Annotated in this window: 22 protein-coding genes; 3 read left to right on the top strand and 19 right to left on the bottom strand. The window is 42.7% G+C overall.

The window, feature by feature from the left end; translation table 11 throughout:
- Positions 1-466: 466 nt before the first annotated feature.
- From JZO70_RS09815 to JZO70_RS09805, 3 genes are all read right to left on the bottom strand, one after another.
- The gene (locus JZO70_RS09815) at positions 467-1,189 is read right to left on the bottom strand and encodes a LytR/AlgR family response regulator transcription factor (RefSeq protein WP_207673385.1); all 723 of its coding nucleotides are present in this window, start codon (positions 1,187-1,189) and stop codon (positions 467-469) included.
- Positions 1,186-2,415 (bottom strand): ATP-binding protein, encoded by a 1,230-nt coding sequence (locus tag JZO70_RS09810; protein WP_207673384.1) that lies wholly within the window; start codon positions 2,413-2,415, stop codon positions 1,186-1,188. The genes JZO70_RS09815 and JZO70_RS09810 overlap by 4 nt, the downstream gene beginning before the upstream one ends.
- Before the next feature lie 229 nt (positions 2,416-2,644).
- The gene (locus JZO70_RS09805; RefSeq protein WP_207673383.1) at positions 2,645-3,142 is read right to left on the bottom strand and encodes a macro domain-containing protein; all 498 of its coding nucleotides are present in this window, start codon (positions 3,140-3,142) and stop codon (positions 2,645-2,647) included.
- Between the two features lie 692 nt (positions 3,143-3,834).
- On the opposite strand from JZO70_RS09805, the gene JZO70_RS09800 reads away from it, so the two are divergent.
- Positions 3,835-5,088 carry a hypothetical protein gene (locus tag JZO70_RS09800; protein ID WP_207673382.1) on the top strand — a complete coding sequence of 418 codons (1,254 nt, stop codon included), beginning with the start codon at positions 3,835-3,837 and terminating at the stop codon, positions 5,086-5,088.
- A gap of 114 nt (positions 5,089-5,202) precedes the next feature.
- Here JZO70_RS09800 and JZO70_RS09795 read toward each other — a convergent pair whose 3' ends face one another.
- The 9 genes from JZO70_RS09795 to JZO70_RS09755 all read right to left on the bottom strand — a co-directional run bounded on the left by JZO70_RS09795 (position 5,203) and on the right by JZO70_RS09755 (position 17,767).
- Entirely contained in the window at positions 5,203-6,186 is a 984-nt protein-coding gene (locus JZO70_RS09795) for an ADP-ribosylglycohydrolase family protein (RefSeq protein ID WP_207673381.1), read from the bottom strand.
- Positions 6,187-8,112: a beta-glucoside-specific PTS transporter subunit IIABC gene (locus tag JZO70_RS09790; protein WP_207673380.1), complete on the bottom strand. Its 1,926-nt coding sequence runs from the start codon at positions 8,110-8,112 to the stop codon at positions 6,187-6,189.
- Between the two features lie 108 nt (positions 8,113-8,220).
- A complete protein-coding gene (locus JZO70_RS22685; protein ID WP_207673379.1) occupies positions 8,221-9,051 on the bottom strand; it encodes a PRD domain-containing protein in 831 nt (276 codons plus the stop codon).
- 242 nt (positions 9,052-9,293) lie between these two features.
- Positions 9,294-9,743, bottom strand: a complete 450-nt coding sequence (locus tag JZO70_RS09780; RefSeq protein ID WP_207673378.1) for a hypothetical protein — start codon at positions 9,741-9,743, stop codon at positions 9,294-9,296.
- Between the two features lie 79 nt (positions 9,744-9,822).
- Positions 9,823-11,901 (bottom strand): LPXTG cell wall anchor domain-containing protein, encoded by a 2,079-nt coding sequence (locus JZO70_RS09775; RefSeq protein ID WP_207673377.1) that lies wholly within the window; start codon positions 11,899-11,901, stop codon positions 9,823-9,825.
- Between the two features lie 530 nt (positions 11,902-12,431).
- Entirely contained in the window at positions 12,432-13,538 is a 1,107-nt protein-coding gene (locus tag JZO70_RS09770) for a tyrosine-type recombinase/integrase (protein WP_207673376.1), read from the bottom strand.
- Positions 13,539-14,023: 485 nt separating this feature from the next.
- Positions 14,024-15,745, bottom strand: coding sequence for an ABC transporter permease/substrate binding protein (locus JZO70_RS09765; protein ID WP_207673375.1), 1,722 nt, complete (start codon positions 15,743-15,745; stop codon positions 14,024-14,026).
- On the bottom strand, positions 15,738-16,955 hold the full coding sequence (locus JZO70_RS09760) for a quaternary amine ABC transporter ATP-binding protein (RefSeq protein ID WP_207673374.1): 1,218 nt from the start codon (positions 16,953-16,955) through the stop codon (positions 15,738-15,740). Before JZO70_RS09760 ends, JZO70_RS09765 begins: the two co-directional genes overlap by 8 nt.
- 158 nt (positions 16,956-17,113) lie before the next feature.
- Positions 17,114-17,767, bottom strand: a complete 654-nt coding sequence (locus JZO70_RS09755) for a GntR family transcriptional regulator (RefSeq protein WP_207673373.1) — start codon at positions 17,765-17,767, stop codon at positions 17,114-17,116.
- A gap of 202 nt (positions 17,768-17,969) precedes the next feature.
- On the opposite strand from JZO70_RS09755, the gene JZO70_RS09750 reads away from it, so the two are divergent.
- Entirely contained in the window at positions 17,970-19,151 is a 1,182-nt protein-coding gene (locus JZO70_RS09750) for a NupC/NupG family nucleoside CNT transporter (protein WP_207673372.1), read from the top strand.
- Between the two features lie 150 nt (positions 19,152-19,301).
- Here JZO70_RS09750 and JZO70_RS09745 read toward each other — a convergent pair whose 3' ends face one another.
- The 6 genes from JZO70_RS09745 to JZO70_RS09720 all read right to left on the bottom strand — a co-directional run bounded on the left by JZO70_RS09745 (position 19,302) and on the right by JZO70_RS09720 (position 24,077).
- Positions 19,302-20,144 carry a transporter substrate-binding domain-containing protein gene (locus tag JZO70_RS09745; protein WP_207673371.1) on the bottom strand — a complete coding sequence of 281 codons (843 nt, stop codon included), beginning with the start codon at positions 20,142-20,144 and terminating at the stop codon, positions 19,302-19,304.
- Positions 20,145-20,161: 17 nt separating this feature from the next.
- Positions 20,162-20,884: an ATP-binding cassette domain-containing protein gene (locus tag JZO70_RS09740; protein ID WP_207673370.1), complete on the bottom strand. Its 723-nt coding sequence runs from the start codon at positions 20,882-20,884 to the stop codon at positions 20,162-20,164.
- Positions 20,871-21,623: an amino acid ABC transporter permease gene (locus JZO70_RS09735; RefSeq protein WP_242703876.1), complete on the bottom strand. Its 753-nt coding sequence runs from the start codon at positions 21,621-21,623 to the stop codon at positions 20,871-20,873. The genes JZO70_RS09740 and JZO70_RS09735 overlap by 14 nt, the downstream gene beginning before the upstream one ends.
- A complete protein-coding gene (gene argH, locus JZO70_RS09730) occupies positions 21,623-22,954 on the bottom strand; it encodes an argininosuccinate lyase (RefSeq protein WP_207673369.1) in 1,332 nt (443 codons plus the stop codon). Before argH ends, JZO70_RS09735 begins: the two co-directional genes overlap by 1 nt.
- Positions 22,955-23,292: 338 nt before the next feature.
- Positions 23,293-23,598, bottom strand: a complete 306-nt coding sequence (locus JZO70_RS09725; RefSeq protein ID WP_207673368.1) for a hypothetical protein — start codon at positions 23,596-23,598, stop codon at positions 23,293-23,295.
- Between the two features lie 71 nt (positions 23,599-23,669).
- On the bottom strand, positions 23,670-24,077 hold the full coding sequence (locus JZO70_RS09720) for a hypothetical protein (RefSeq protein ID WP_207673367.1): 408 nt from the start codon (positions 24,075-24,077) through the stop codon (positions 23,670-23,672).
- Positions 24,078-24,275: 198 nt separating this feature from the next.
- Here JZO70_RS09720 and JZO70_RS09715 point away from each other — a divergent pair, with 198 nt between their 5' ends.
- Positions 24,276-25,202: an alpha/beta fold hydrolase gene (locus JZO70_RS09715; protein WP_207673366.1), complete on the top strand. Its 927-nt coding sequence runs from the start codon at positions 24,276-24,278 to the stop codon at positions 25,200-25,202.
- A gap of 44 nt (positions 25,203-25,246) precedes the next feature.
- On the opposite strand, the gene JZO70_RS09710 is transcribed toward JZO70_RS09715, so the two are convergent.
- Positions 25,247-26,203 (bottom strand): sugar-binding transcriptional regulator, encoded by a 957-nt coding sequence (locus JZO70_RS09710; protein WP_207673365.1) that lies wholly within the window; start codon positions 26,201-26,203, stop codon positions 25,247-25,249.
- Positions 26,204-26,243: the final 40 nt, after the last annotated feature.

The following is a 26,243-nucleotide window of genomic DNA, read 5'->3' as shown; positions in this document are numbered from 1 at the left end:
CCTTTTGCAGCTAACATATCCTCAAAAAAGCTTTGCAAAGCAATTATATCACGAAAGCTAAAAGTTTTTTAACTTAATTAATATTTTCATAATCTATTTCGTAAATCTACACATTTTTACCTTCCAATTCAAACAAAATTAATTTAAACAGACATACATCCGATGTTTTATTGGCATAGAAGAGAATGTTTACTAATCTTTTGTTAAAGACTATAAAATTTAAAAAGTCCCTTCAATTAGTCTCAGATCGATTATCCCAGACTAATTGAAAGGACCCTTGTGCAACTAATTATCGTGTTCATACCACAAACGGTTTTTAGCCTTTTTAGTTCAACACACCTTATTCTTAATACTAGTTATAAAGCCATAAATAGCGCTGCAATCTTTAATCAGCAAAACTATGTTTTAAAAAGCTCGCAAAAAAACCGCTTATTTCTTTATCAAAAGCGTATGCTGCGTACGATTTTTAGAAATTTCGCAGTAATAAATCCTTCAGCTCTCGTTTTTTGTTCCGACTCACCTTGTACCGCTGTTGATCGACAGTGGTGGCTTCAACACCATCAAACTGAGTAATCTTGTCCAAATTGATAATCGTTTGCTTATGAATCCGGAAAAATTTACGCTTCTCCAGCATATTTTCAAAATCAGCCATTTTCCCAAAGGCTTCAATCAGTTCCCGCGTGGTTTGAATGATCACGCCGCCTTTTCGTCCTTGGGATTTCGCCTGGATAGTGGTGATGTCCTTCATAGGGATGATTTGCAGTCCGCCTGCCACCAGCTCCACCGTAATGCGTTTGTCATTGTCGATAATTTTCTTAATGATCGGTCGCAGCTTGGCCTCAAATTCCTTATACTCAATCGGCTTCACTAAGTATTGATTCGTTCCAATCTCAAAGCTGTCTTGCATCAACTCAGCATGACTAGTCAAATACACCAGCTGTCCATCATATTGGTACTGCTCACGAATAATTTTCCCTGCCTGAAGTCCATCACAGCCAGGCATTTCGATATCAAATATCATCAGTTCATAGCTTTTCTCACGATTTTCGTAGGCTGCCAGCATTTCTTCGGCGGAACAATAGCATTCCGTCTGAATCTCAATGTCGAGGGAAAAGGCCATTTTCACCAGCATTTCCTTCACTTGGTCGCGATAGCATTTTTCATCTTCGCATATGATAATATTAATCATTTTTCTCCCCCTGCCAATAAACTGTCTTGAAGGGGCAGCATCACTCTGATCTGGCATTCACCTTCAGACCAGTCTGCTTCGTAAACCCCAGAAATTTTTTCAACCATCTGCATAATCGCCGCCAACCTTTCATCCGCAGGGATATCGAGTTTGTTGATCAGCCGTTTTTCTTCAGGGTAATTCAGCTCAATCAGTAAAAATTGTGCACTGGTTTTTATCACTAAATCAATGCTTTTGATCTTCTCTTGCTTAACCAATGAAATTGTACGATCAAACAAATTCCCTAGTAGGCTGGCCAATAAGGTTTCATCGATTTGAATCCGCTGCTTAATCACGATTTGATGATTCAGCTGAATATCTTCTTGCTGGCACTTGTTGTATAAGGAGTAGAGCATGCTGTCCACCAGATCGTTGCCGGTGAATCCCAGTAAATCCGGAAAGGTCAGATTCTCGCTTGCTTCTTTGAGACACAGCTTCGCCTGTTCGGTTTCGCCGTTGTCTAATGCACTACTGATCGCTCGATAATTCTTTTTGGTATCATGAATGATTTTTCTGGAAGCCTGCAAATAGCTGCTCATCTGCTCCAGCTTGTCCTTTTGAAATTCCATTTGCTTTGTTGTCAGCATATTTTCCTCACGAATTTTGTAGGTCTTCTCTAAATAGAAAGAAAAATAGTAGGCAAGCAAGGTAGACAGCATAATTAAGGTCGCAAAAACAATTTTTAGATTGTTAGGAAAAACCCCGCTGAAATAAATCAATGCCAGGCCAACAAAATTTGTCAGCGTCAGCAGCCAAAGCATCAGATGCTTAACCCCCACCTGCTGAATCAGCCGCGGTTTCTTACGTCGCCAAATATTCAGGAGAAGTAAAACAATGATCAAGATATCCGACGTACCAAAAAGACCTACTTTGCCAATTTCCATGGAAATTAGACCATTGATAAAATCAACGATCAGCCCCAACTGCAAATACAAAGCCGGGACAAAAACTTTTAAAAGCTTCGTTCCTTGAAAAAAGTATAGAATGACAAAAATAAGTAAAACAGTCGTCAACAATGGAATACTTTCAGAATATACATGAATTAGGCTGCAGACGAAACTAAACACCAAGAACACAACATAAGAATAGCCGGCTCGTCTACGGGGCACTAAAAAGAGATTATAAAAAAGTGCTAAAGTAATCAATTGGTTGACTGTGGATACAAAAGCGACAAAAACTTCACTCATACTTTTTTCCTCTCCGCTTTCTCTCTAAAGTATTTATCCTTACAATTTATTGCTTTTCCATGGAATTAAACAAGATGAATCCATTATAACTTTAATCGCTTGATCGAATAAAAATTGTGACGCAATATACCGTTTTTTTAAAACTTATTACACTAAATAATAAAGAAAATAATTACAATACTATAATTTGAGAATACCACACAATTATGCAAAGGAAAATACCTGATTTTCAATGACTTTGTATTTTATCGAAAATCGACAACCATCCTTCACTAAACACCACGATCTTCACTTGAATATCTTCATTCTCCTCCCGGGTTGCCACCTCATACAGAATCCTCGCTGCTTCTGCTTTCGGGTAATGATAGACACCGGCACTTATAATCGGGGTCGCCAACGACTGAATCCCCTGCTTATGAGCCAGCGCAAATACTGCCTCATACGCCGAATAAAGCTGTTTTTCTTCTCCATGCTTGCCATCCTTGTATCGCGGTCCTACTGCATGGATGACATATTCCGCATTCAAATTATAGGCCGGCGTGATAACCGCGGTGCCAGTAGGTGTGCCACCGAAGGCCCTCATCGCTTTCCCCAATTCAGGGCCAGCAGCCTGGTTAATCGCTCCGTCCACGCCGCCACCTGGGACAAGATGCGCATTCGCCGCATTGACGATGGCGTCTACGTGAAAATCCAGCTTTGTAATGTCGCCAAGAATTACTTCAACCATAAAAATCGCTCCCTTCTTTCCTATAGGGTATCACGTTAACGCCTAGGATTCGATCCTTTCGCCTATCCTTCCCTGAAGTTGAAGAACTGATTTTTGTAGTGGTGAGAAAGGTTCAGCATCCATGAAAACCTCTTTTCACTCATCGTTTTCTAATGTTATCTAAGTGAAAAATACAATGATTTTTACCTTATTTTTTATGACGAAATGAACTCTCTTACTCATCTCGTACTTACAGGATTAGTTCTCATTTTTTATCTACTCAGTAAAAAGATTCCCTCGGACAAAAAATGGATTCATGTTTTTTCGATTTTAAAGAATGGTTTTTCCTTGTTATTTTATTTTTATCTGATTTTGAAAACATTGTCATATCAAGGTAAATCAGCTAGAAAATCCAAAAAAACGCTGCTAAATTTATTTTTATTCTTAAAAAAACACAAAAATTCTGCGTTGTTTTCCCAGCAAATTATTTTTGACCAGCGAACCCCGCTCCTAGCAACGACTCTCCCATTAAATTTGCGTTGTTTAATCTATTTTAAAGTTACAGTTAAATAAAACAGATAATTAAGCGGTCTTATTTTGTTTCAAAAACCCTCTTGTCTACTCGCTAAAATTAGATTATGATGATAACGAATCGAAACTTGTAATGACTATCAATAGCCAAAAATTAGACACCGCAGAAGGAGCATATGAAAATGAAAACGAAGCCAACTACTCTGAACCAGCCCCAAATCTTCAACCTTAAAAGAAGAGGTCTTGAAACGAGAATTAAAAATAATTTTGAGACCGTTAACAATCCAGCCTACTTAGTCGAAAGCGCTGTGGCCATTATGGTACGCAACGCCCTTAGCAGCGAGGACTATTCCGGTATTGCACGCGATACTATGCGTGAGGTATTTTTAACCAGCGATCCGCAGAAATTAGTTTCCGTGCGCCATCTTTGCGTATATTTCGAAGAATATTTTTCCCAAGATGAGTGGAACACCGTGATTGGCCGCTTATTTAAAAATCAGCAGGAATATCTAGAGCTTACCGCCGCTGCTCGCTCAAACCATCACCTACATAGAATGCTGCATTCAGGCAGCCGCGAAGCAACGGAACTGATGAATATTGCCACCGTCTACAGAGACGCCAACGGCAAAAAACACCGTTTTACTATCAAGGACACTGATCCTTGCTATTCCGTTGAGGAAACCACCGAACTTCTATCCATTTTCACTAACTTAACCATCTTTGAAAAGGACGGCGTACGCCGCTTCACGGAATTAGTCCGCTATATTTACCAGTCGACTACCCCAGTTTACGACAGCGAGCAAGAGGCCGAGCCCGAAATCCAGCAAAAATCAGAACCAACGGCTGATATAGTGAAAGTGCTCCAACCACGAATCGTTGAAGCCCAAAGAATCTTGTCACACATGGAAATCGTTGAAGAAGATGGTACGGAGGATTCTGTGTTGTTCATTGAATCCAGTGAGTATTTGAAACATAATGTTTATGCCGGGAAAACCCAGGAAGAGACGATCGCCTATCTGTTGGATGGCTTTACCGAAGTGCCATCCCCAGAAGACGACGAAATCGAAACCCTCAGCCGGATACTGACCGCCTTCGCCCGCGGAATCAAGCTGAAGGATGCCAAACCGGAATTCCTGCTGGACGACGACCCGGAGGACGACCCTGAAACCGATCCTGACAATGATCCAAGCAAAAATAAGGATAAAAACGCGAAGTCAGCAGATACACCGGTGAAGAATAAAGACAAGCAAAAATCCAAAAAAGGCAAAGAGAAACAATCCACCTATCGAACACAAGATGAGCTTCGCAAACTAGAAAAACAGCGAGAACAGGAACAACTGCAACGAAAGCTAAATAAAAAGCTAGGCAAGAGCGGCAAAGGTGGCAAAGGGAAAGGCGGTAAGGGAAAAGGCAAGGGGAAAGGGAAGAAGCGGTAGGCGGCTTTTGGTTTTTCGGTGTATAAAAAAGTCGATAAGCACGTAAGGTTTGTGCTTATCGACCTGATCAAACTACATTCCTTCAGTAGTTCGCAAGACAATATGAAAATCTATTTATCCAACAAATGGCAAGATATCATCGGTTAATTGCTCAAAATCCAGCTGATTCACTTCTTCGATCTGTTGGATCATTTCCTTTGGTAAAGTGGGATTCATCCCGCCGCAAATTGCGGCACTGATAGCACCAATTGTATCAGTATCCCAACCAATTGATGCACTTAATTGTGCTGCTTTCAGCGGATCGCCTTGAGCTAATTCTACTACGGCAAAGGAGCTGGGAATGGTTTCGATGGATTCCATACCCGTGCCGATTTCTTCATACAGGCGCTGTAAGATAATTTGCTCATCCGTGTCTTCCTGCAGAATTTTTCGTGCTTGATTCATTCGAAAAGTTAAAGAAGCTGCGGGAAAATCATGTCCGTAGTCTTTTGCTGCATCAATTGCTGCAAAAGCCAGCTGCCAAATCTCTTCAATTGATTGTCCGCCGCGAACGCTATAGCTGACCGCCGCTGCTATCGCGCTAGCTCCAGCGATGGCAATTTTGGTATTGTGAGTTGGCAGGCAAATTTCGGCAACGTTTTTTACTAATTCAGGAAGATTCCGATAATCACTAATCAAGCCAATAGGCGCAATCTTCATTGATGCACCATTGGTTGTTCCTGTTACACCGGTTTCTTCGATCGGCACACCTTGAGCAATTTTATCTAGCGCTTTTAGTGTCGATGGACCAGAGACAAAGGCTGAAACTCCAGAATTTTCATTCCAGTCTCTTAATTCTGCTACATAATCAGCTACCCGAATTCTTCCTTGATTTTTTTTGATCATGGATAGAATCATCAATACATTAAGGGTATCATCGGTAATCGCTCCTGCCGCTAATTTACGTCCGAAGACATCATTTTCATTTGAAGCGACTAATTCAGTCACACCATTTGGAAATTGCTGGCGGATTTTTTCTTGTGTCCAGCATTCTGTCGGCATTCCTAGAGCATCACCTAATGCTCCGCCAGCTAAAACTCCCCAGATTTTTTCTCTCATTTAATTGACCTCCGCTAAAGTAGTTAATTCTGTTTGATTGTTGAAGGGAATCACTGTCAAAATTTTCTCGCCAGCTTTAATTCTTCCTTCCTGTTCACTAATGACATCTAAAAATTGATCTGTATTGGTTACCGTTACTAAGGATTCAGTGGAATAACCAGCTTCTTTTACTTTTTCCAAATCGACTTCTAGAATTTTTTCTCCTTGAGCCACTGTTTGGCCTTTTTTCACCAACGGCGTAAACCCTTCACCTTCTAATTCAACGGTATCAATCCCAATGTGAATCAAAAGCTCAATCCCTGTATCGCTGACAATCCCAATCGCATGACCACTAGGAAAGACGGTCTCCACTGTTCCGTTTACCGGGGAGACAACTTCTCCGCTTTCAGGAACAATCAAAATGCCATTTCCTAGTGCTTTCGAAGAAAATGTTGCGTCAGTTGAGCTTTCAATCGGTTTTAATTGTCCAGCTAAAGGAGAAACGATTACTTCCGTTTTCACCAATTCCTTTTCTTCAGCATCTTTCACATCGTCCTCTGCTTTAAAGGTGGTGTAGGTCAAAACAAAGGCTACTACTGAAGTTGCAACCGTTGCGACAATTGCCATAATTACCCCGTTCATACTACCTGATTCAGGATTAATAAACGCCGCGAAGCCTAAAATACCAAAGGACATTGCATACATTTTCGTAGCAGAAAAAGCTAAAATCAAGGAGCCCACAGCTCCACCGATCATTGAAAATGCAAAACGTTTCTTCACTGGTAAGCTAAAGCCGTAAATAGCTGGCTCAATAATACAGAACAGTCCAGACACCATCGCTGGAATCGCCAAAGCTTTCTGATCTTTTGAACGTGTCCGTAAGAAAACAGCTAAAACGACAGCGGTTTGTGCAAAATTTGCTGTGAATGACATCGGGAAAATGTAGTCAACACCTGACTGGGCCAGATTCGTAATCCCAATCGCAGAAATCGGCCAGTGCAATCCGAAGATAACTAACGGCTGATACAATAGAGCAACTAACAATGAAGTTGCTATTGGCGAAATCGCATAAAGCCCAGAAACACCGGCACTGATCAATGAACTCAATACGTTAGTTACCGGACCAACAATCAAAATAGCCAAAGGAACAGTAATCAAAATCGTTAGAAAAGAATTGACGTTGTGAGCAATCACTGCAGGTACAACCTTCTTCAACCATTTTTCTACCTTGGAACCAACATATACGATAAAGATAATCGGAATAACCGTGTACTGATAACCGTTTGCTGGAAACAGGATCGGTATACCAAAGAATGTGTTATAAACCGGCGTTTGGAACAACGAACCTTCAAATAATGTGTACAAAGCATCTCCACTGGTCAGTCCAGTCATTAATTCCGGAATAACCAAGGTAGCTCCTAGCATCATCCCGACAAAAGGATTCATTTTAAATGCTTTCGCACTGGTATATCCCAACGTCACTGGCAAAAAGTAGAAAACAGCTTGACCCATCGCATGTAAAATAATGTAGGCGCCATCGGTTACTGACAAAACATTTGTTGCTGTAAGCAGCGCTAAAATTCCCTGCAGCAAACCAGAAGCGGTCAAAATACCCAGAACCGGCGTAATCACTTTAGTAATTGTATCCACTAAAGTACTAACTATCCCCTTCTTCTCTTCCACCGCTGCAACTGCTTTGCCGTTTAAATTTTCTTGAACCACCTGAAAAACTTCTGCAACTTGCGTTCCGACTACAACTTGAAAACGCCCGCTGGCAAACTGGGCACTCATTACATCTGGTGATTTAACAACCTCCTCTTTTTGAACCAAGGAGTCATCCTTTAAGGTGAATCTTAGTCTTGTCATACAGTGAGTGACACTTAAAACATTGTCCTTGCCTCCCACATTTTTCAAAATGAACTCTACAAGTGCTTGATACTTTTCCATGCTGCCTCTTCCTTTCTTATTTTGAAATATAAAAAAGGCAACACTCAAACAAGAGACGCTGAACATCTCCTGTTTGGGTGTTGCCTGCATAATCAGTTACAATCCCGTTTATTTAATTAGCCGTTGGACATGTAGAATTAAATACATTTCTTCCTCCGGGTAGATCTGACAATGTAATTTGTCCTGTAGATAGTTCTTGATGATACCGACACTTTCAGTTGCCTTTGGATAAAACTGCACCACTTGGTCAAACATTTCCGGTACAGCTTCACGTCTCGGTTCATTAATTATGACACGTTGGATAAAGAATTTCAAGTGGGTAACGAAACGAACATAATTTAACGAATCGACATCCAACTCAATGCCTAAACAATCCTCTACAATCAGCACAATTTTTTGCAGCATCTCAGCTGTTAATAAGGTCTGGGTCGTATCATTGCCTAAGCCGCCATTAATAAAATGCAACGCAATAAATCCTACTTCATCTTCGTTCAACTCAATGCCTTCATAATAAGCGATTGTTTCCAACGCCTGTAAACCAGCAGCATACTCCTTAGGATAAAATTTCTTAATTTCTAACAGCAGAGCATTGCGAATCGTTTCACCTTTTCTAAACCGATTCACTGCATAATTAATATGGTCGGCTAAACCAATATATGTGTTCCCATCAAAATTCTTTTTCAGCTGGACTTCAGCATTCTTAATGATCAAGGTCACCATCTCAAGGCGATTAACCGGCACTTCTTCAATCAGCTGCACAAAGCGGTCAGCTACATTAGGCGAGTCCACCACAAAGGTCTTTTCAATCTTATCCTTCTGGACTGTCTCGCCAACTCTTTTCTGAAAAGCAATTCCTTTTCCAATCAAGATACGCTCTAAGCCTTTAGAATCAATTACCAACACTACATTGTTGTTGAAAATCTTTTTTATTCTAAGCACCTGACATCACCATCCCCCGGTCGCGCTTTCACCATTCATAGTAACGTTTATTTATTTTTTGTCAAGATGACACAAGCTCAATTCGGGTTTTCACTTTGATCCAGAAATACATATTCCTTACTAATCAATTTTGACCAGCTCGTATTTCCAACCATTGAAAAGTTCCCTCTCAACTAAGCAAACTTAAAAAAGCCAACTCTCAACAAGTTGACTTTCACAAATATAAGTAAGCCAGCTTCCCACTAAAGCTCACTGGATATCTTAAGCACTTCTTCTTCCACTACTGCCTTTAAATACAGCTCTTCCATTTCATCCTGCAATTCGCATTCGATCAGGGCTTCGATCAGATCCTTTTTCCGTGTAAGGGACAGGAAATGCATATCTTGGATACGTAAAATGTATTTCTCTAACAGCTGGAAAAGTCCGCTTTGGATGGAATAGAGCTGCTCTTCCCCCACCGAGATGACATCGACTAAATCCTTCAGCTCACTTTCGGTTTTGCATTCGTTTAAGCGGTAGAGATAGGCATTTTTCGTCATTTCATTGGAAAAGTCGAGGGCTTCGATTTTCGATTGGATCAGGGTTTTATCTAAAGTTTTCTTGGCAGCAGTAATCGCCGGTCGCTTCTTTAGTTTACCGCCGCTCATTGTGAATACTTCGCCATCGGCCAATTGAATTTCTAATGAAGACATAAAAAGCATCCTTTCTTTACTATGTATAGAAGAAACGCACTAAAAGACACTCTTTCAGTGCGTTTCTTTGTTTTAAAAATTATACGCGGTATTTTTTGCGTAGGATTGCAGCACCGGAGGCAGAAACTAAACCTAAACCGATTAATGAAGCTGCTAAAGTATCCGCTGAACCAGTTTGCGGGAATTGTTTTTCAGTAGTTCCGCTAGTAGTTGTTGGAGTTACTTTAGCTGTAGTAGTAGTTTTAACAACAGCTTTGTCTGCTACTTTATCAACTGCTTTGTCAGCAACTTTGTCTGCTTCTTTTTCTGCTTCAACTACATCCACTTTTTCAGGAGTAACGATTGAAGCGTAGCCGTCAGCGTAACCTAACTGGTAGCTTTCGCTTTCGCCAGATACGTCAGCTTTGTCTTTACCAGCTTTAGCATCAGCAGCACCAGCGCGTAAACCTGCTAAGCGATCTTCAGCAGCTTTAACAGCAGCTTCAGCAGCTTTCACATCGTTTTCAGCGTTAGTAATTGCTGCAGTTATTGATTTAACTAAATCTTCGTATGCTTGTTTCGCAGCTGCGATTTCAGCTTTCAAAGTATCAACAGCAGCTTGTGCTTCAGCTTCAGCAGCTTCAGCAGCAGCTAATGCGTCTTTTTGAACTTGTAATTCAGCATCGCCTTCAGCAATTGTTTCATTTGCGAAATCGATTACTGGTTGTTGTTCTGCGATAACAGTATCAAGTTCTGCTTGCGCAGCTTCTAAAGCTACGTTTGCTTCTTGTAATGCCAATTCAGCTTCGTCGATTGCTGGTAATTTAGCATCGATAGCAGCTTGTGCTTCAGCAATTACTGCTTCTGCTTGAACAGTTACTTCGTCCAAATCAATTTGAGCACCTTGCAAGTCAGCTAATGCAGCTTCTTGAGCTAAGTTTGCTTCTTGAACAGCTTGTTCAGCAGCAGCCATCAATTGATTTGTTTGTTGAATAATCGCTTGCGCTTCAGCAATTGCTGCATCAGCAGCAGCATTTGTTTCTTCTTGAGCTACAAGTGCATTTTGGTATGCAGCTTCTGTTGCATCAATGTTAGCTTGAGCAGCAACAACCGCATCGTTAGCGGCAGCTAAAGCAGCTTCTGCATTAGTTACAGCATCTTCATAGCTAATTCTTTCGTTTACAAGAGTAGATTTAGTACCTTGCAGACTTTGCATTTCAGCGTATGCAGCATCGATTACTTCCTGATTATCAGGATTTTGCTGAATAACTAGCGCTAGTGTAGCGATTTGGCTGTCGATGATAGCAACTTGTTCATCGTAGAATGGAGCTACTGCTTGCAATTCTGAAACTGCAACATCGTAAGCAACTTGTGCTTCAGGTACTGCATCTTGTGCAACAGTAAGATTAAACTGTGCATCGCCTACAGCGATTTCAGCATCTTCAACTGCTGTTTGTGCTGCAATTTTGTCAGCATTCGCTTGATCGATTACGCCAGGTTGGCTGACAATCAATGCAATTGTTTCTTCAAGTGCAATGTTTTTAGCTTGTAAGTCAGCTTCTGAAGCGTCAAAAGCTGCTTGTGCTGCTTCAACTTTCGCAGCAGCATCAGCCACTGCTTGGTTAGCTGCATCAATTTCAGGTTGTTGAGCTGCTTGTTCAGCATTCCAGTCAGCAATTGCTTCGTCAAGTACAACTTGTGCTGCATCTACTGCTTCTTGAGCTTCGTCAGCTAAAACTTGTTTTTCGTCGATTAATGCTTGCGCGTTAGCGATTTCGTTTTGAGCCATTGCTACAAGATCATCGTATTTTTGTTGAGCATCAGCCATTTTTTCTTCTTCGACTGCTACTGCAGCTTGTGCTGCTTCCAATGCTTCTTGAAGAGCTGGCATTTCAGCTTTTTTGTCTTCGATTGCTTGTTTGCCTGCTTCTAATTGTGCAGGTGTTTCAGCTTCTAATTTGGCTAAAGCTTCTTGGGCTTGAGATAAAGCTGTTTTAGCATTTTCAAGTCTTGTTTTAGCTGCTGCTTCTAATTCAACGAATTTTGTTTCGTCAAATGTTTTTTGTGTTGTTTCTGTGTTGTTTGTAGCTTCTGCTGCCTGGCTTACTACTGGCGCTGCTGCTACTGAACCCAATGTTGCTGATACTACTAGTGAACTAATCAATTTTGTCTTTTTCAATTATTTCTCTCCTTTTTTTTCGATGATACTTTGATGCTTCTAAAATCTTTAGCGAAGACCGCTAACTTCCCCCATTTTTGGTGCCAACAGTTCCTTCATTAATCAGACCCTTTCATTTTGTATTTAGATTTATAAACAATCCGCTGGCAGTGGGAACCGCGAATGTTATCTAGCAGACCTCGATCTGGCAGCCGGATCCCCCATCCGACCGCCAGGCGTTCAAAGCTTTTAAATAACGCTCATTTATAATAAAATAGTAAAATGAATCGGCAGATTTCCTTTACCCGCATCTTGGTATGAAAAAAACCAAGGAGGGGCTGAAAATCCTTGATAAGACTGGATTTTTTTGCGACTGTGACCATTTTTGACGGCGCATAGGTTTAAGGAACTGAAAATAAGAAGGGATTTGAAGGGTGATATGGGAGATTTTTCCCATTACGAGGTTTACATAATTATGTAAGCGTTCACTAAACAAAAAGTAAAAAAAGGGAGAGTAAGGTACGGGGAAAAGTATTTTTGAAAACGCTTTACTAGGCGGCGTTCAAAAGTTTAATTACCTGGATTCGTTGATCTATCGTAGCATCTGTGTAAATATCCAGGGTCATTTTAGCTGAAGCATGGCCCAATAAGGCACTCACCGAAGCAATATCTGCACGGGTCTCAATGCAACGAGTCGCAAAAGTATGACGCAGCTGGTGGAAATGCACGTCCTCGATGTTGGCGGCCTTCCGCAATTTATGGAAATAACTAGTTAACAAACGCGGCTCACAGGGATGCCCATTCACTGAGAACACAAATGGCTGATTGCTTTGTTTTTGCTTTTTCAACAGCACTTTTTTGAGTTCATTTGTAATAGGGATCACGCGATTGGAAGAGCGTGTCTTAACTTCGCCATAAATCAACAGCGTTTTTTCCTCCATAGAAACTGGTGCTGTCACTCGTTGATAGGTGTGACTGACATGGATTAAGTTGCTGTCAAAATCAATATCCTTCCATTGTAATGCCGCAATTTCACCAATACGCATCCCAGTTTGCAAAGCTAACAAAATTGGCAGCCCTTTGTTCAGCGGCACTTCTTTCGCCTTATCTTCTAAGTTCTTCTGCTCCTTCTTCGTTAATGCCCGAATCTTCGTTTGCGGCTTGCGCGGCAGCTTCAACTGCTCGCAGGGGTTGCTTTTCAATAATTCTTTGCGGACCGCTTGACTGAGACAATTACTCAGGATACGAAAAACTACTTCTATAGTAGAAGGACTTAATGGATCACCTAACAGCTGCGCTGCCAGCTCCTCTAATCCAGCCTTGGTTAATTTATTTAAGGCTTGATCTCCAATAGCTGGCAAAATATATTTCTTTAATTTGTGATGGTAATTGGCATAAGTAGCTGGTTTCCATTCAGATTGGAACTCCGCCAGCCAGACACCTACCCATTCTGCTAAGGGAACACTGCAGCTGCCTTGGGTCTCCATAATTGTTTGATACTTTATCTTGTAAGGATAAAGTTTCTGCTTCACTTCATTATACGTATCACCATAAATGGAACCGTAGCGGATTTTTCCTTCTAAAGTTCTTCCCTTGTGGTAACGTCCTTCCCAGCGTTTATCACGACGCTTGTAAATGTTTTCTCCCCGTTTGCTCATTTCTGATCTTCCTTTCTTTTGACGGCGCAATTGACGGTTTATAAACCAGCTGCCCCTCTTATAGACTATCTAATTCGGTTACGTTTTTTCAACAAATATAAAATATTTTGTTTTTTATGAATAAAAGTGTTGACCTAGCCGAAGAAACATACTACAATTTAGATGACTTTATTCTGCTCTTCTAAAAAAAACCGTAAATAAAGGCTGAATCAGTCCTGGTTTTTTTCATACCAAGGCCAACCTTAACAAAATTATCCAACACAAACCGCATCAAGTCAACGTTTGTTGGTTTACATCAAAATTCACATAAAATTTAATTATAGAAGCAAAAATTAATATACAGATTAAAAAACAACAAGAAACCCCTCTTTAGACTTCGAAATCTAAAGAGGGGTTTCTTCATTATGATGATTTTCAGAAAGAGAGGTAACAATCGTTCCCTGTTAATTCTCTAACTATTACTGTTACTTATTCCATCATTACTATTATTTCTTCCACTCTGCCACTTGCTCCGGATGAGCTTCAATCCAGTCTTTAGCTGCATCGGTTGGATCTTGTCCTTCATTGATGGCTAGCATGACTGTTTCCATGTCATCCTTAGTCCAATTGAAGTTGTCTAATACATTATAAACCTCAGGCATATCATCCTCTAGGCCATGACGAGCCATTGTATGAATCGATTCGGCTTCTCCCATGGCATTTTTTGGATCTTCCAAATATTTCAAGCCATATTTAGCAAACATCCAGTGAGGCGACCAGCCGGTAATAACGATCGGCTGTTTGTTCTTCACGGCTTGACCTAGTGCCACGGTCATTGCGCCAGAGGAAGAAGTCGAAATATTCCAGTCGGCCAAGTTAGGGTATTCTTTAAGGGTGTTTTCCGCAGCATTGACTACGCCGGCACCCGGTTCGATCCCGGTGATGGTTTTATTGGCTTGATCACTTAAATCTTCAATTGAATTAACATCCATATAGTCAGGAACAACTAGTCCGACTTTGGCCCCTTCAAGGTTGACACCAAGATCGTCAATTTGGTCCTTGTATTGCGCGTATTGGGCCTTATGGGTGCTTGGCAGCCAAGCGGCCACCATCCCATCGGTTTCCCCGCTAGCGACTGATTCCCACATGATGGCATTGTCTAAAGGTGTCAAGGTCACTTGATAACCCATCTCCTTCAAGACTTCACCCACCACATTGGTGGAAGCTACTTCAGTATCCCATTCCACATAAGATAAATTCACGGTGCCTTTGTTGGTTTCTTGGGTTCCCCCAAGAGCAACTGAGCCGATTACTACCACTACAGCAGCCGCAGCAACTATGATGCCTGCTTTTTTCTTGCTGGTGGAAGCTTGTTGGACTTTTTGTTGTTTTGGTTTGTTGATGTATTGGGTGAAACGGTCAATGATAATCGCTAGAATTACTAAAGCTAGACCATTAACAAAGCCGTTCCCTACTTGTGCCCGTTGCAAGGCCGACAAGACGCCGCGACCTAGACCAGGTGCACCGATCATGGAAGCCGTAACTACCATTGATAAAGCCAGCATCATCGTTTGGTTAATACCAGCTAAGATGGTGCTTTTCGCTAATGGCAATTCTAGCTTGAACAATTTTTGGCTACCGGTCCCACCGAATGAATCCGATGCTTCCACCAGTTCTTTAGGAATTTGACGAATCCCTAAGTTGGTGAAGCGAACGGTTGGCGGCAAGGCGAAAATCACTGATGCGAAGACCCCTGGGACCATTCCGATTCCAAAGAAGGCAACGGCTGGGATTAAGTAAACAAATCCCGGCATGGTTTGCATAAAGTCTAAAACCGGGGTAATAATCGCTTTGGCGGTTTCGTTTTTTGCCATCAAGATCCCCAGCGGCACCCCAACGATGATGGAAATCAAACTGGACAGGATCACTAAGGTGACTGTACTCATCAGATCATTCCACAGACCTTGGTTGTAAATAAACAGCAAGCCGATTAAGGTGAAGGCGGTTAGGCCCCACTTTTTATTGGAGATGAAAAAGGCGACTGCTGTTAACAGGACAATTAATAGTAACGCTGGAATACTAGTTAAAATCCCAGTCATTCCATCCATGATGAACTGGCCGCCTTGTTGCAGAGCGGAGAACAGTCCAGTGAAGGTTTGAGTCAGCCAATCGGTAAAGTTTTCGACCCAATCAGCTACTGGTAAGCTTTGTTGTAAGAAATTAGTCATTTGCGGTCACTCCTTCTGGTTCTTCTTGGGATTCTTCCCGGGTTGCTGCTAATGATTCCAGCACACTGCCGCGAATTACCACCCCTTCTAACCGATCGTTTTCTACTACCGCTAATGGTGTAGGTGAATCAAAAATCAAATTGAAAATGTCTGTGACCAGCATGTCTTTAGGAATCGTGCGGACATTTTTATCGATCACATCTTTCAAGGATAAATTCTTTTTGCTGGCTTCTAAGGCTTTGTCGGCTGTCAGGCTGCCCTTCAGCATCCGTTTACGGTCAACGGCCAGCAGCATGCTGACTTCTTCCTTCCGCATCCGGTTCAAGGCTACGTTTGGTCCATCGATTTCAATATTCGTCGTCAAGGCTGGCACCATAATGTTGGCCGCTGTTAGAACCTTAGAACGATCGACATCTTCAACGAAGTCACGAACATATTGGTTGGCTGGGTTGGTCAAAATTTCTTCCCCGGTACCAATTTGCATGATTTGGCCATCCTTCATCAAGGCAATCCGGTCCCCGATCCGTAAAGCTTCATTTAAATCGTGGGTGATAAAGATAATCGTTTTTTGAACGTTGGATTGCAAATCTAACAGCTCATCCTGCATTTCCCGACGAATCAAAGGGTCCAAAGCTGAAAAAGCTTCATCCATTAGTAAAATTTCCGGATCGTTGGCTAATGCCCGGGCCAAACCAACCCGCTGCTGCATCCCGCCAGATAACTGGTTAGGATATTGATCTTTAAATGATAGCAAGCCGGAGTTATCCAAGGCTTGTTCGGCTAATTTTTGACGTTCTTCCTTTGGTACGCCGCGAACTTCCAACCCATACTCCGTGTTCTCAAGAATGGTGCGGTGAGGAAAGAGGCCAAAATTTTGAAAGACCATGTTTAGTTTGTGACGGCGGATTTCCCGCAATTCTTCCTTGTTCATTTTGGCAATATCTTGCCCATCAATAGAAATGACGCCAGAGGTTGGATCGATCAGACGATTCAACAGGCGAATCATGGTGGATTTCCCACTACCAGAAAGCCCCATTACCACGAAGATTTCTCCTTCGTTCACCTCAAAGCTGGCATCATAAACCCCGACGGTGGCGCCGGTTTTTTCAAATATTTCATTTTTGCTTTTATTTTCTTTAATCATAGCCAGCGCCTGCTGCTTGCGCTTGCCGAATATTTTCGTTAAGTGTTCTACTTTAACTTTACTCATTAAAAAACTCCTCCTTCAAACAAAGTGACCATATCATAGTAACATCATGTGGTCACTTTTGTCAAAGCACAACTGCAAGTTTTCAGAAAACCGTCAGCAAACTACAAAAAAAGCCCATTATTCGGCGACTATCTCCAAATAATGGGCAAACTTCTTAATTATTCTTTTATTTCGCTGGTTTCTTCGGGGTAAAAAAGATGCTGCATCCGCTGGAAGCCCAGCTCATTACTCACGAAGAACAACGTGCTGCCTGCACTTAGCTTGGCATAGGGACCTGGTGACAGCAGCAGCTCCTCACCATGCTGGATGGCTATCATGGTCGCTCCGGTCTCGTGCCAGAGGTTCAACTCATTCACCGTCGCATCTAAATGCTGAGCCTTTTCCGTCAGCTTCAGCTCATAAGGAATAAAGGGTGCAAAGTTGTGCACCCGCTTCGTCTGTGAAACCAATTGATCCAACAGGCCGGAAAAATTCTCCAGCTCTTGCTTTTGTTGTTCAACACTTTCCATAATATCGTTTTTGATTTCTTGAATCGATTGGACATCTTTATATTTATCTAAATAAGCCTGAGCCTTTTCAAGGGATAGAACATAGGCTCCGCTGCCGTGACGCACTTCCATAATTCCCAGATCCACCAGGACATTGATGGCTTTGCGGGCAGTTTCCGGCGACACATTAAAATTACTGGCCAAGGTGGAGCGGGCGTGAATTTTCTGGCCGACAACATAACGCTGGTCGGCAATCCGTTCGGCAATCTCCACTGCGACTTGCTGGTAGCGGGGTAAGGACACCCGTTTCTTTTCTTTATCCATGTTGACCCTTCTTTACGTGGTTTGTTCAATGCATCTCATAGTGTACCCTATGAATATATTTTTCCGCAAGAGAAACCTTAATTTGTTAGTGTTTACTATTTAATAACCCGCTAAAAATCCCGGTTTGACAAGTGATTTTGCTCGCAATTTTGTTAAAAAAGTCGTAATCTATCTCAGATCGAATTTTTAAGGGGGAGATTATTTGTCGTTTATAATAGGAATTATCGGACTGATTTTAGTCTTAGGATTGAGTTTTCTCATTAGTAGCAATCGCAAAAATATTAACCTGCGACCGCTCTTAGTGATGCTGATATTGCAATTTTTACTAGGCTTTATTTTACTGCGAACCACCTTTGGCACGACCTTGGTGAGCGGCTTGGCGAATGTCTTTGCAGCACTGCTTTCGTTTGCCCAATCAGGTGTAACCTTTGTCTTTGGCGGCATTGCCAATAAAGGTGAGGCACCGTTTTTCTTAACGGTGTTGATGCCGATCGTCTTCATTTCAGCGATTATCGGCATTTTGCGTTACATAAAGGTGCTGCCTTTCTTCATGAAATGGGTGGGCCTAGGCTTAAGCAAAATTAACGGCTTAGGCAAATTGGAATCCTACAACGGGATTGCCTCAGCGATTCTTGGTCAGTCAGAAGTCTTTATTTCGGTGAAAAAGGAATTGCCTCTTTTATCGGAAAAACGCCTGACCACCATGAGTATTTCCGCCATGTCTACAGTGTCCATGTCCATCGTCGGTTCTTACATGGCCCTGTTAGAGCCACGGTACGTAATTACGGCGCTGGTAATGAATCTGTTTGGCGGATTTATTATTTCTTCTATTGTAAATCCGTATCAGCTGGAGGAACAAGAAGATGAGCTGGTGATTGAAGAAGACGGCCAGCAAACCTTCTTCCAAATGCTGGGAGAATACATTTTAGACGGCTTCCACGTGGCGATTACCGTGGCGGCGATGCTGATCGGTTTTGTCGCCTTGATTGCCATGATTAACTTCATCTTCAGCAAGATCACCGGCTTAACCTTCCAGGAAATTCTAGGTTATGTCTTTGCACCACTAGCCTTCATCACCGGAATTCCTTGGAACGAAGCAGTGGATGCCGGCAGTTTGATGGCAACTAAACTAGTCACTAACGAATTTGTGGCCATGACTGAATTAGCCAACGGTTCTTGGGATTTCAGCGGACGCACTACTGCGATCGTTTCCGTGTTCCTCGTGTCATTTGCCAACTTTTCTTCCATTGGTATCATTTCCGGGGCCATGAAAGGTTTGAACGAAGAAAAAGGCAATCTAGTTGCCAAAAACGGACTGAAAATTTTACTAAGCGCCACCTTGGTCAGCTTCTTGAGCGCCATTGTGACGGGACTAATCTTTTAATGAAGGAAAGCTTAAGGTCGCCGAGATCTTAAGCTTTTTTTGTTCCACCATTGTGGAAAGATTGATCCCCAATAAAAGGCCCATAAACAAAAAAAGCCCCTAAGTTAGACTAAAAATCTAACCTAGGGACTGCACTTCAATTTACTTAGCTTATTTCTTTTTGTTCTCTTCGATGAATTTTTCACCCATCCAACGAGAAGCGATTTCGTCCATTGTGCCGTCTTCACGGTATTGGTTGATATACGTGTTAAATTCTGAAGTTAAATCAGAATCCTTGGCAAAGGCAATGTTAAAGGTGTTGTCGCCAGTAATTCCCAGCTCTTCATCGCTAAAAATAATGTAAGAGTAATCAGGGTTTTTCTCCGCTTCAATCGCTGCTTTGGTTGCATCCATCATGGCTCCGTCTACCCGGCCGTTGTACAAGTCCTGCAACACAGCAGCACCAGAGTCAAATGGTGTAACTTCTGCCCCCATGCTTTCGGCTTGTTTTTCGAAGTTGGTACCGAAGCTTACCGCAATTTTCTTGCCCTTCATGTCCTCAACTGACTTAATTTCACGATCTTTCGGGAAGATTACACCGGTTCTAGTGTAGAAATAAGGGTCTGAGAAATCCACGCTTTCTGCCCGTTCTTCAGTGGCAGTCATCCCTGAGATAATCAAGTCCGCCCGGCCAGATTGCAATTCACCAATCAAGCCTTTAAATTCCGTTTCGATAATTTCGTACTTAAAGCCCATGTCGTCTGCCAGCTGATCCATCAAATCCACGTCAAAGCCGACAATTTCCGTTTCACCCTCGTCGTTTAATTCCGCCGATTCAAAGGGTACAAAGTTCGGGCTCATAGCCACTTTAAGGGTTTGACCTGCTAGCGGCTTCGATGAATCGTTGCTGCTTGCTTCCTGTGTACTGTCAGTGGTGCCGCTCTCGCCGCCTCCACAGCCTGCTAATAATCCAACTAATCCTAGTGCTGCCATTGCTACTTTCCATTTTTTCATTTTTTCCCCATCCTTTTTTATAATACTTTCGCTAAGAACTCTTGCGCTCTTTGCGATTGTGGCGCGGTAAAGAAAATTTCTGGTGTTGCGGTTTCTTCGATAATGCCATTTTCCACAAAACAGATGCGATCGGCCACTTCCCGGGCAAAGCCCATTTCATGGGTAACCAAAGCCATCGTAATGTTGGTATCTGCCAAGCCTTGAATAACGGCCAATACCTCTTTAACCATTTCCGGATCCAAGGCACTGGTAGGTTCATCAAACAACATAACCTCTGGTTCCATACACAAGGAACGTGCGATGGCGACCCGCTGCTTTTGACCGCCGGATAATTTTGAAGGATACTCATTTTCCTTATCGCTTAACCCAACCCGCTGCAACAGCTGACGAGCTTTTTCAGTTGCGACTTTTTTATCCAGCTTTTTCACCTTCATCGGGGCATAGATCATATTTTCCAGCACGGTTTTGTGAGGAAACAGATTGAAATGCTGGAACACCATCCCAGTATTTTCCCGGACCTTCTTGATATCAACATTCTTTTGCGTGATATCCTGCCCGTCGATGATAATTTCACCAGCATCTGGTTGCTCCAGCAAATTCATACAGCGTAGAATGGTCGATTTCCCCGAACCAGAAGGCCCGATAATGGCGACAATTTCTCCTTTGCCAATTTGCAAATTAACTCCCTTTAATACTTCAACTGAACCAAAGGATTTATGAAGATTTTTAATATCGATCACTGCGCTTCAGTCTCCTTTCAATAAATCCGGCAAAGGTATTCAAAATCATCACTAAAATGTAATAGATCACGGCGACCAAAAGAAATGGCTCAAATGCCAGATAGGTCGCGTTCATGGCTACCTGTGCCGAACGCATCAAATCCAGCATACCGATCGTCGAAACCAATGAAGATTCCTTCAATAAAGCAATCGTTTCATTCACTAAAGCCGGCAGCACGGTTTTCAATGCTTGAGGAATAATAATATCCATCATGGCATCTTTTTTAGATACCCCCAAAGACAAGGCCGCTTCCATTTGACCGACATCGACAGCTTCGATTCCGCCCCGCAAAATCTCTGAGATATAGGCGGCGGAATTCAGTGAGAAGGCAATCACGGCTGCATTAAAGGCTGGAATTTCATAATTTACCAGCTGAGGTGTCGCAAAGTACACGATAAACACTTGCACCAGCAGCGGCGTTCCTCGAAAAATCGAGGTATAAAACTGCGCCGCCAGCTTCAATGGTTTGATCGACGATACTTTAATAATCGACAGCAAAATCCCTAAGATCAAGCCCCCGAACAGAGAAAACAGGGTAATCTTCAAGGTACTTTTCAGTCCGTTTAAATAGACTCCTTTGTAAGGGAAGACCCGCTCAAAATGCAGCTCCAGCCCCGCCGCCTCAGCCGGTGCACTAGTCAGCAAAACAACTGCCACAAGAGCCGCAAAGGTTAACAGTACAAGATGTTTTTTCTTCATTAATTCACGCCTCCTCTGATTTCACTTTTGGTTCCTTGGTTCAAGCTAGCTTCGTAATCTAGGTAGTCGTAAATATCTTGCTCAATTTGGTCCGAATAAGCTTGCAGCTCTTCTAGCGACAGTTCTTCAATCGAGCGTTCATGTTCTTCGCAGTACAAAACAATACTTCCCACCACATCATGAGCATCCCGGAAGGCCACGCCTTTTTTCACCAAGTAATCCGCTAAGTCGGTGGCGTTCAAGAAACCAGACTTGATAGCTTTTTCCATGTTCTCCTGATGAACCTTCAAGGTGGCGATCATCTTTTGCATGATGGTCAAGGTCTGATCCGTCCGATCAAAGGCGGAAACAAAGGCTTCCTTGTCCAGCTGCATATCCTTGTTGTAGGTTAGTGGCAAGCCCTTCATAATCGTCAGCATCGACACCAGCGAGCCAATCGCTAAGCCGGCATGTCCACGGACCAGCTCTGCAGCATCTGGATTTTTCTTTTGCGGCATCATACTGCTGCCAGTGGCATAAGCATCATCCATGGAAATAAATTTAAATTCCTGGGAACACCATAGAATCAATTCCTCGCTCAAGCGACTCAAATGCACCGCAATCAATGAACAAGCTGAAAGCAGTTCAATGATGTAGTCCCGATCACTCACCGCATCCATGAAGTTGACGGAAGCCGTGGCAAAATCCAAATATTCCGTCGTCTTGCTGCGATCAATTTGGTGGGTAGTCCCGGCCAACGCTCCCGAACCTAAAGGATTTTCATCCATAATCTCCAGGGCATTTTGGACCCGCTGCTTATCCCGCTTGAACATTTCTACATAGGCTCCTAAATGATACTGAAACGTCACCACCTGCGCCCGCTGCAAATGAGTATATCCCGGCATCAGCACCGGATTTTCCGCCCCCTTTTCCTGCAGGGCTTGAATCAAGCGCTCCAACAACTCAATAAAATGATTCCCTCTTTTGCGGCAATACAACTTCGTATCCACGGCTACCTGATCATTCCGGCTGCGGGCTGTGTGCAGCTTCTTGCCCAGCTCGCCAATCCGCTGCGTCAAGGTCAGCTCGGTAAAGCTGTGAATGTCTTCAAAAGCATCCTCATCAATCACTAATTTCCCAGAATCAAGATCCTTTAAAATCGCTTTTAAGCAGGTAACGATTTTATTGCTTTCATCTGGTGTTAAAATCCCGACATCTCCCAGCATCGTTGCATGAGCAATACTGCCGATGATGTCCTCTTCATAATAACGTTTCCCCAGAGGCAAAGAATTATCAAAATCCTTCATTAACTGGTCTTCTTCCTTGTTAAAACGTCCTCCCCATAACTTCATCCTTTTTTCTCCCTCGTGCATAAAATAATGATTTACTTGCCTTACGAAAACTGCTGTATATTTATGCATTTTACCATCAAAACCGCACTTTGTATACGTTTTTTCACACCGTTTTAACATTTTAATTCCATCGAAAAACCATCTGAATTTAACCTTAGAATGAGTGGAAAAGATCCGCTTCAAATTTCGGAGAATAGAAGTTCAGTTCCAGCCGTTTCAGCTAACTTCTTTTGCCTTGCCATCCATTGACCCTTACTGAAATTCAAGTGAACAACCAGATTCCCTAATCAATTTTACTGCATAAAAAAAACAGCTCCTGCTTTCGCAGAAACCGTTAATTAAGGTTGTTCATCTTCATATACATCCACTTCGTAAGGCTCGCCTTCATAGAAGTACGAGGTATCTACAACTGCTTCCGGATCACGGATAATCAGCTCTTTTCTAAAAGGAAAGCTGGATGCTGTGCCGCTTTTCGTCTTACTACCGGAAAGCGTATAGGTCAGTTTGCCGTCATCGTCAGCCGGCAAACTCAATTGCGCCATCACATCATCAATCACTGTTTGTTTGTCGAAATCCTCATCTTTAACTGCTTGCTTATAATCCTTAAAGAAGTTTTCTTGTCCGTCAAAATATTCTAATACCATCTTGATCGCTTCCTTTCACGTCCTCTTTCTTCTATTGTAAAAGAAATTCCCAAAAACCGTTAGTAAAAGGATTAAGACAGATCCAGCAAGCCTTCCTCGGTTTGATACAAGGGCCAGCTGCCGGTCAGCTCCAAGCGGATCAATTTCAATTGATCCTCAGCTTCCATCCCCCGCAGCTCAGTAATCAGCGCCTGCAGAAGCTGTTGCTGCTGGGAAAGGTGTTCATTGCTGGGCAGCAGCGCATCCTGATCCAAAGCCTGCAAATATCCGCGATGATCCGTCCGCATCTTTTTCAATATGCCCTTCAAATCCCGTTCATCGTTGCGGGAAAGCTTCGGCTTATTGTCCAAACTATAGGCCACCCGCTTTTTATCCAGTAAAAGAGTCGCGAAAATCAGCGGCACTGGAGAAACAGGCTTATTAGGTTCAACGATGTTCCATTCATTTTCTAATAGATCGATTGCTAGTGTCAGTTTCATTATGTATGTTCCTCCTTTGTAAAAGTAGTTTAGCACTTTTTATTCCAACGTCCCCATTCTACGTCGGGGAATTAGGCAATTTTAACTATTTCAAAAACTCACTTGTAAGTCGCGTCAATGTTCTCTATACTTGCAATCGGACAGCTTTTTAGTCTATAAATACTATGTACGCTAAACAATCAAGAAGGAGCATTTTTTGTGAAAAAGAGCATGAAAATACTAATTGGCATTCTCGTAGTGATCATTATCGCCTTGATCTTTGCCGGCAATTATTTCTATAACTACGCCGTGGTCCCCGCTGAAAAAGACTTTCTCGGTGACGGCAGCTACGAAAAATCTGCCGAACTGATCCAGGCTGAAGCTTGGTTTACTGACGACAACAACCGCACCACCTGGGAGCTGAAATCAGAGGATGGCCTGGATTTATCAGCGATTTACCTGCCCGCAGACAGCGATCAGAAGAAGACCGCCATTATCGCCCACGGCTACATGGGCAAGGCTGAGGACATGGCCCAATATGCCGAGCTTTACCACAGCTTAGGATATAATGTACTATTACCCGATGCACGGGGCCACGGCAGCAGCGAAGGGGACTATATCGGCTTTGGCTGGGATGAACGCAAGGATTATCAGCAATGGATTCAAGAAGTCTTAGACAAAACCAACGCTGATGAATCCATCGTACTCCACGGCGTCAGCATGGGAGCCGCCACTGTCATGATGACTAGCGGCGAAGAATTGCCCGACAATGTCAAAGCAATCGTTGAGGACTGCGGCTACACCTCTGCCAAAGACGAACTGTCTTATCAATTGAAGCAAATGTTTAATCTGCCGCAATTTCCGCTGATCCAAGTAACAAGCCTGATTACCAAAATCCGCGCAGGTTATTTCTTTGGCGAAGCCGATGCAGTGAAGCAGCTCCAAAAAAATACCACCCCAATGCTGTTCATCCACGGTGACAAAGACGACTTCGTTCCCTTTTTCATGTTAGATGAAGTCTATGACGCCACCGATGCACCAAAAGAAAAATATGTTGTACCCGATGCCGGACATGCTCAAGCGATGTCCAAAGATCCAGCGAAATACAAAGAGACAGTCGCGAACTTCCTGGCTGCTCACCCGTAACTAAAAGAGGCGCCGCAAACTTCAACATTTGCGGCGCCCCTTTTTTAATTTTCGATACGTTCAATTAAATACTCCGCCAGCACATCCGTCACGGCCACACAATTAAATATCCCTGACTTCATCGCCGCGTACAAAACTTCTTTTTTGGTATCCTCGTAACAAATCGTTGCCACTTTAGGAATCTGACGAATACTTTCCAGACTCACGCCAATGACATTTTTATTGATCGCGCAATCGACTTCCTGTCCTTCCGCATTAAAGAATTTGGAATTAATGTCTCCCACAACGTCCGCATCTGCCAACTGCTGAATATCTTCTTCATTAATATAGCCGATTTCTGTCATGGTATTGCTGGAGGAAAAAGGTGAAGCCAGACCCACCACAGCCATATCGACATCTCTTCCAGCTTCCAGCACATCCTTAATGGCCGCATTTTGAATCAAGTTTTCTCGAATGATCGAATTGTCCACCAAAGCCGGCGAGTACAAAAATTTACACTTGGCTCGCAGCTTGCGGGCTAAGTCATAGGCCAGCTGATTGGCATGAATGTCGACATAGTCCGAGCCCATTCCACCAATCAATGGAATAATCGTCGCCTCAGGATGGTTTTCATAAGGGTACTCGTCTACAAAACGCCGTAAAATCTTGCCCCAAGACAAACCGATCTTCTTAGCTTTAGCGATATCCTTTTTATAGGCTGTGATCGCCGTCTGAATAATGATTTTTTCAATTTCATTTTCCCTAAGGGTACTAGTATCCAAAACTACCGCATTTGTTAAACCAAACAGTTTTTCTAATTTCAATTCCAACTCTACGGAGTAAGCGCTTTCGCTTTTAATATAAATATCCACGATGCCCTGATTTTTTGCATCGATAAGATACTTCGATACCAGCGAACGGGAAATCCCCAAACGCTCGGCAATATCTGATTGCTTCATGTTCTCCTTATGGTACATCGTCGCCACTTTTACTAAGTCACGGTTGTTCTGCCCTTTTTCCATCCTGATCCTCACCTCTCAATAAAAAATCCTCCCTTAGAGT

Source organism: Candidatus Enterococcus moelleringii (assembly GCF_017377575.1).
In the GTDB taxonomy this organism is placed as follows: Bacteria; Bacillota; Bacilli; order Lactobacillales; family Enterococcaceae; genus Enterococcus_A; species Enterococcus_A moelleringii.
Note: the sequence above shows the minus strand (reverse complement) of the source record. Positions and strands in the feature narration are given on the sequence as shown.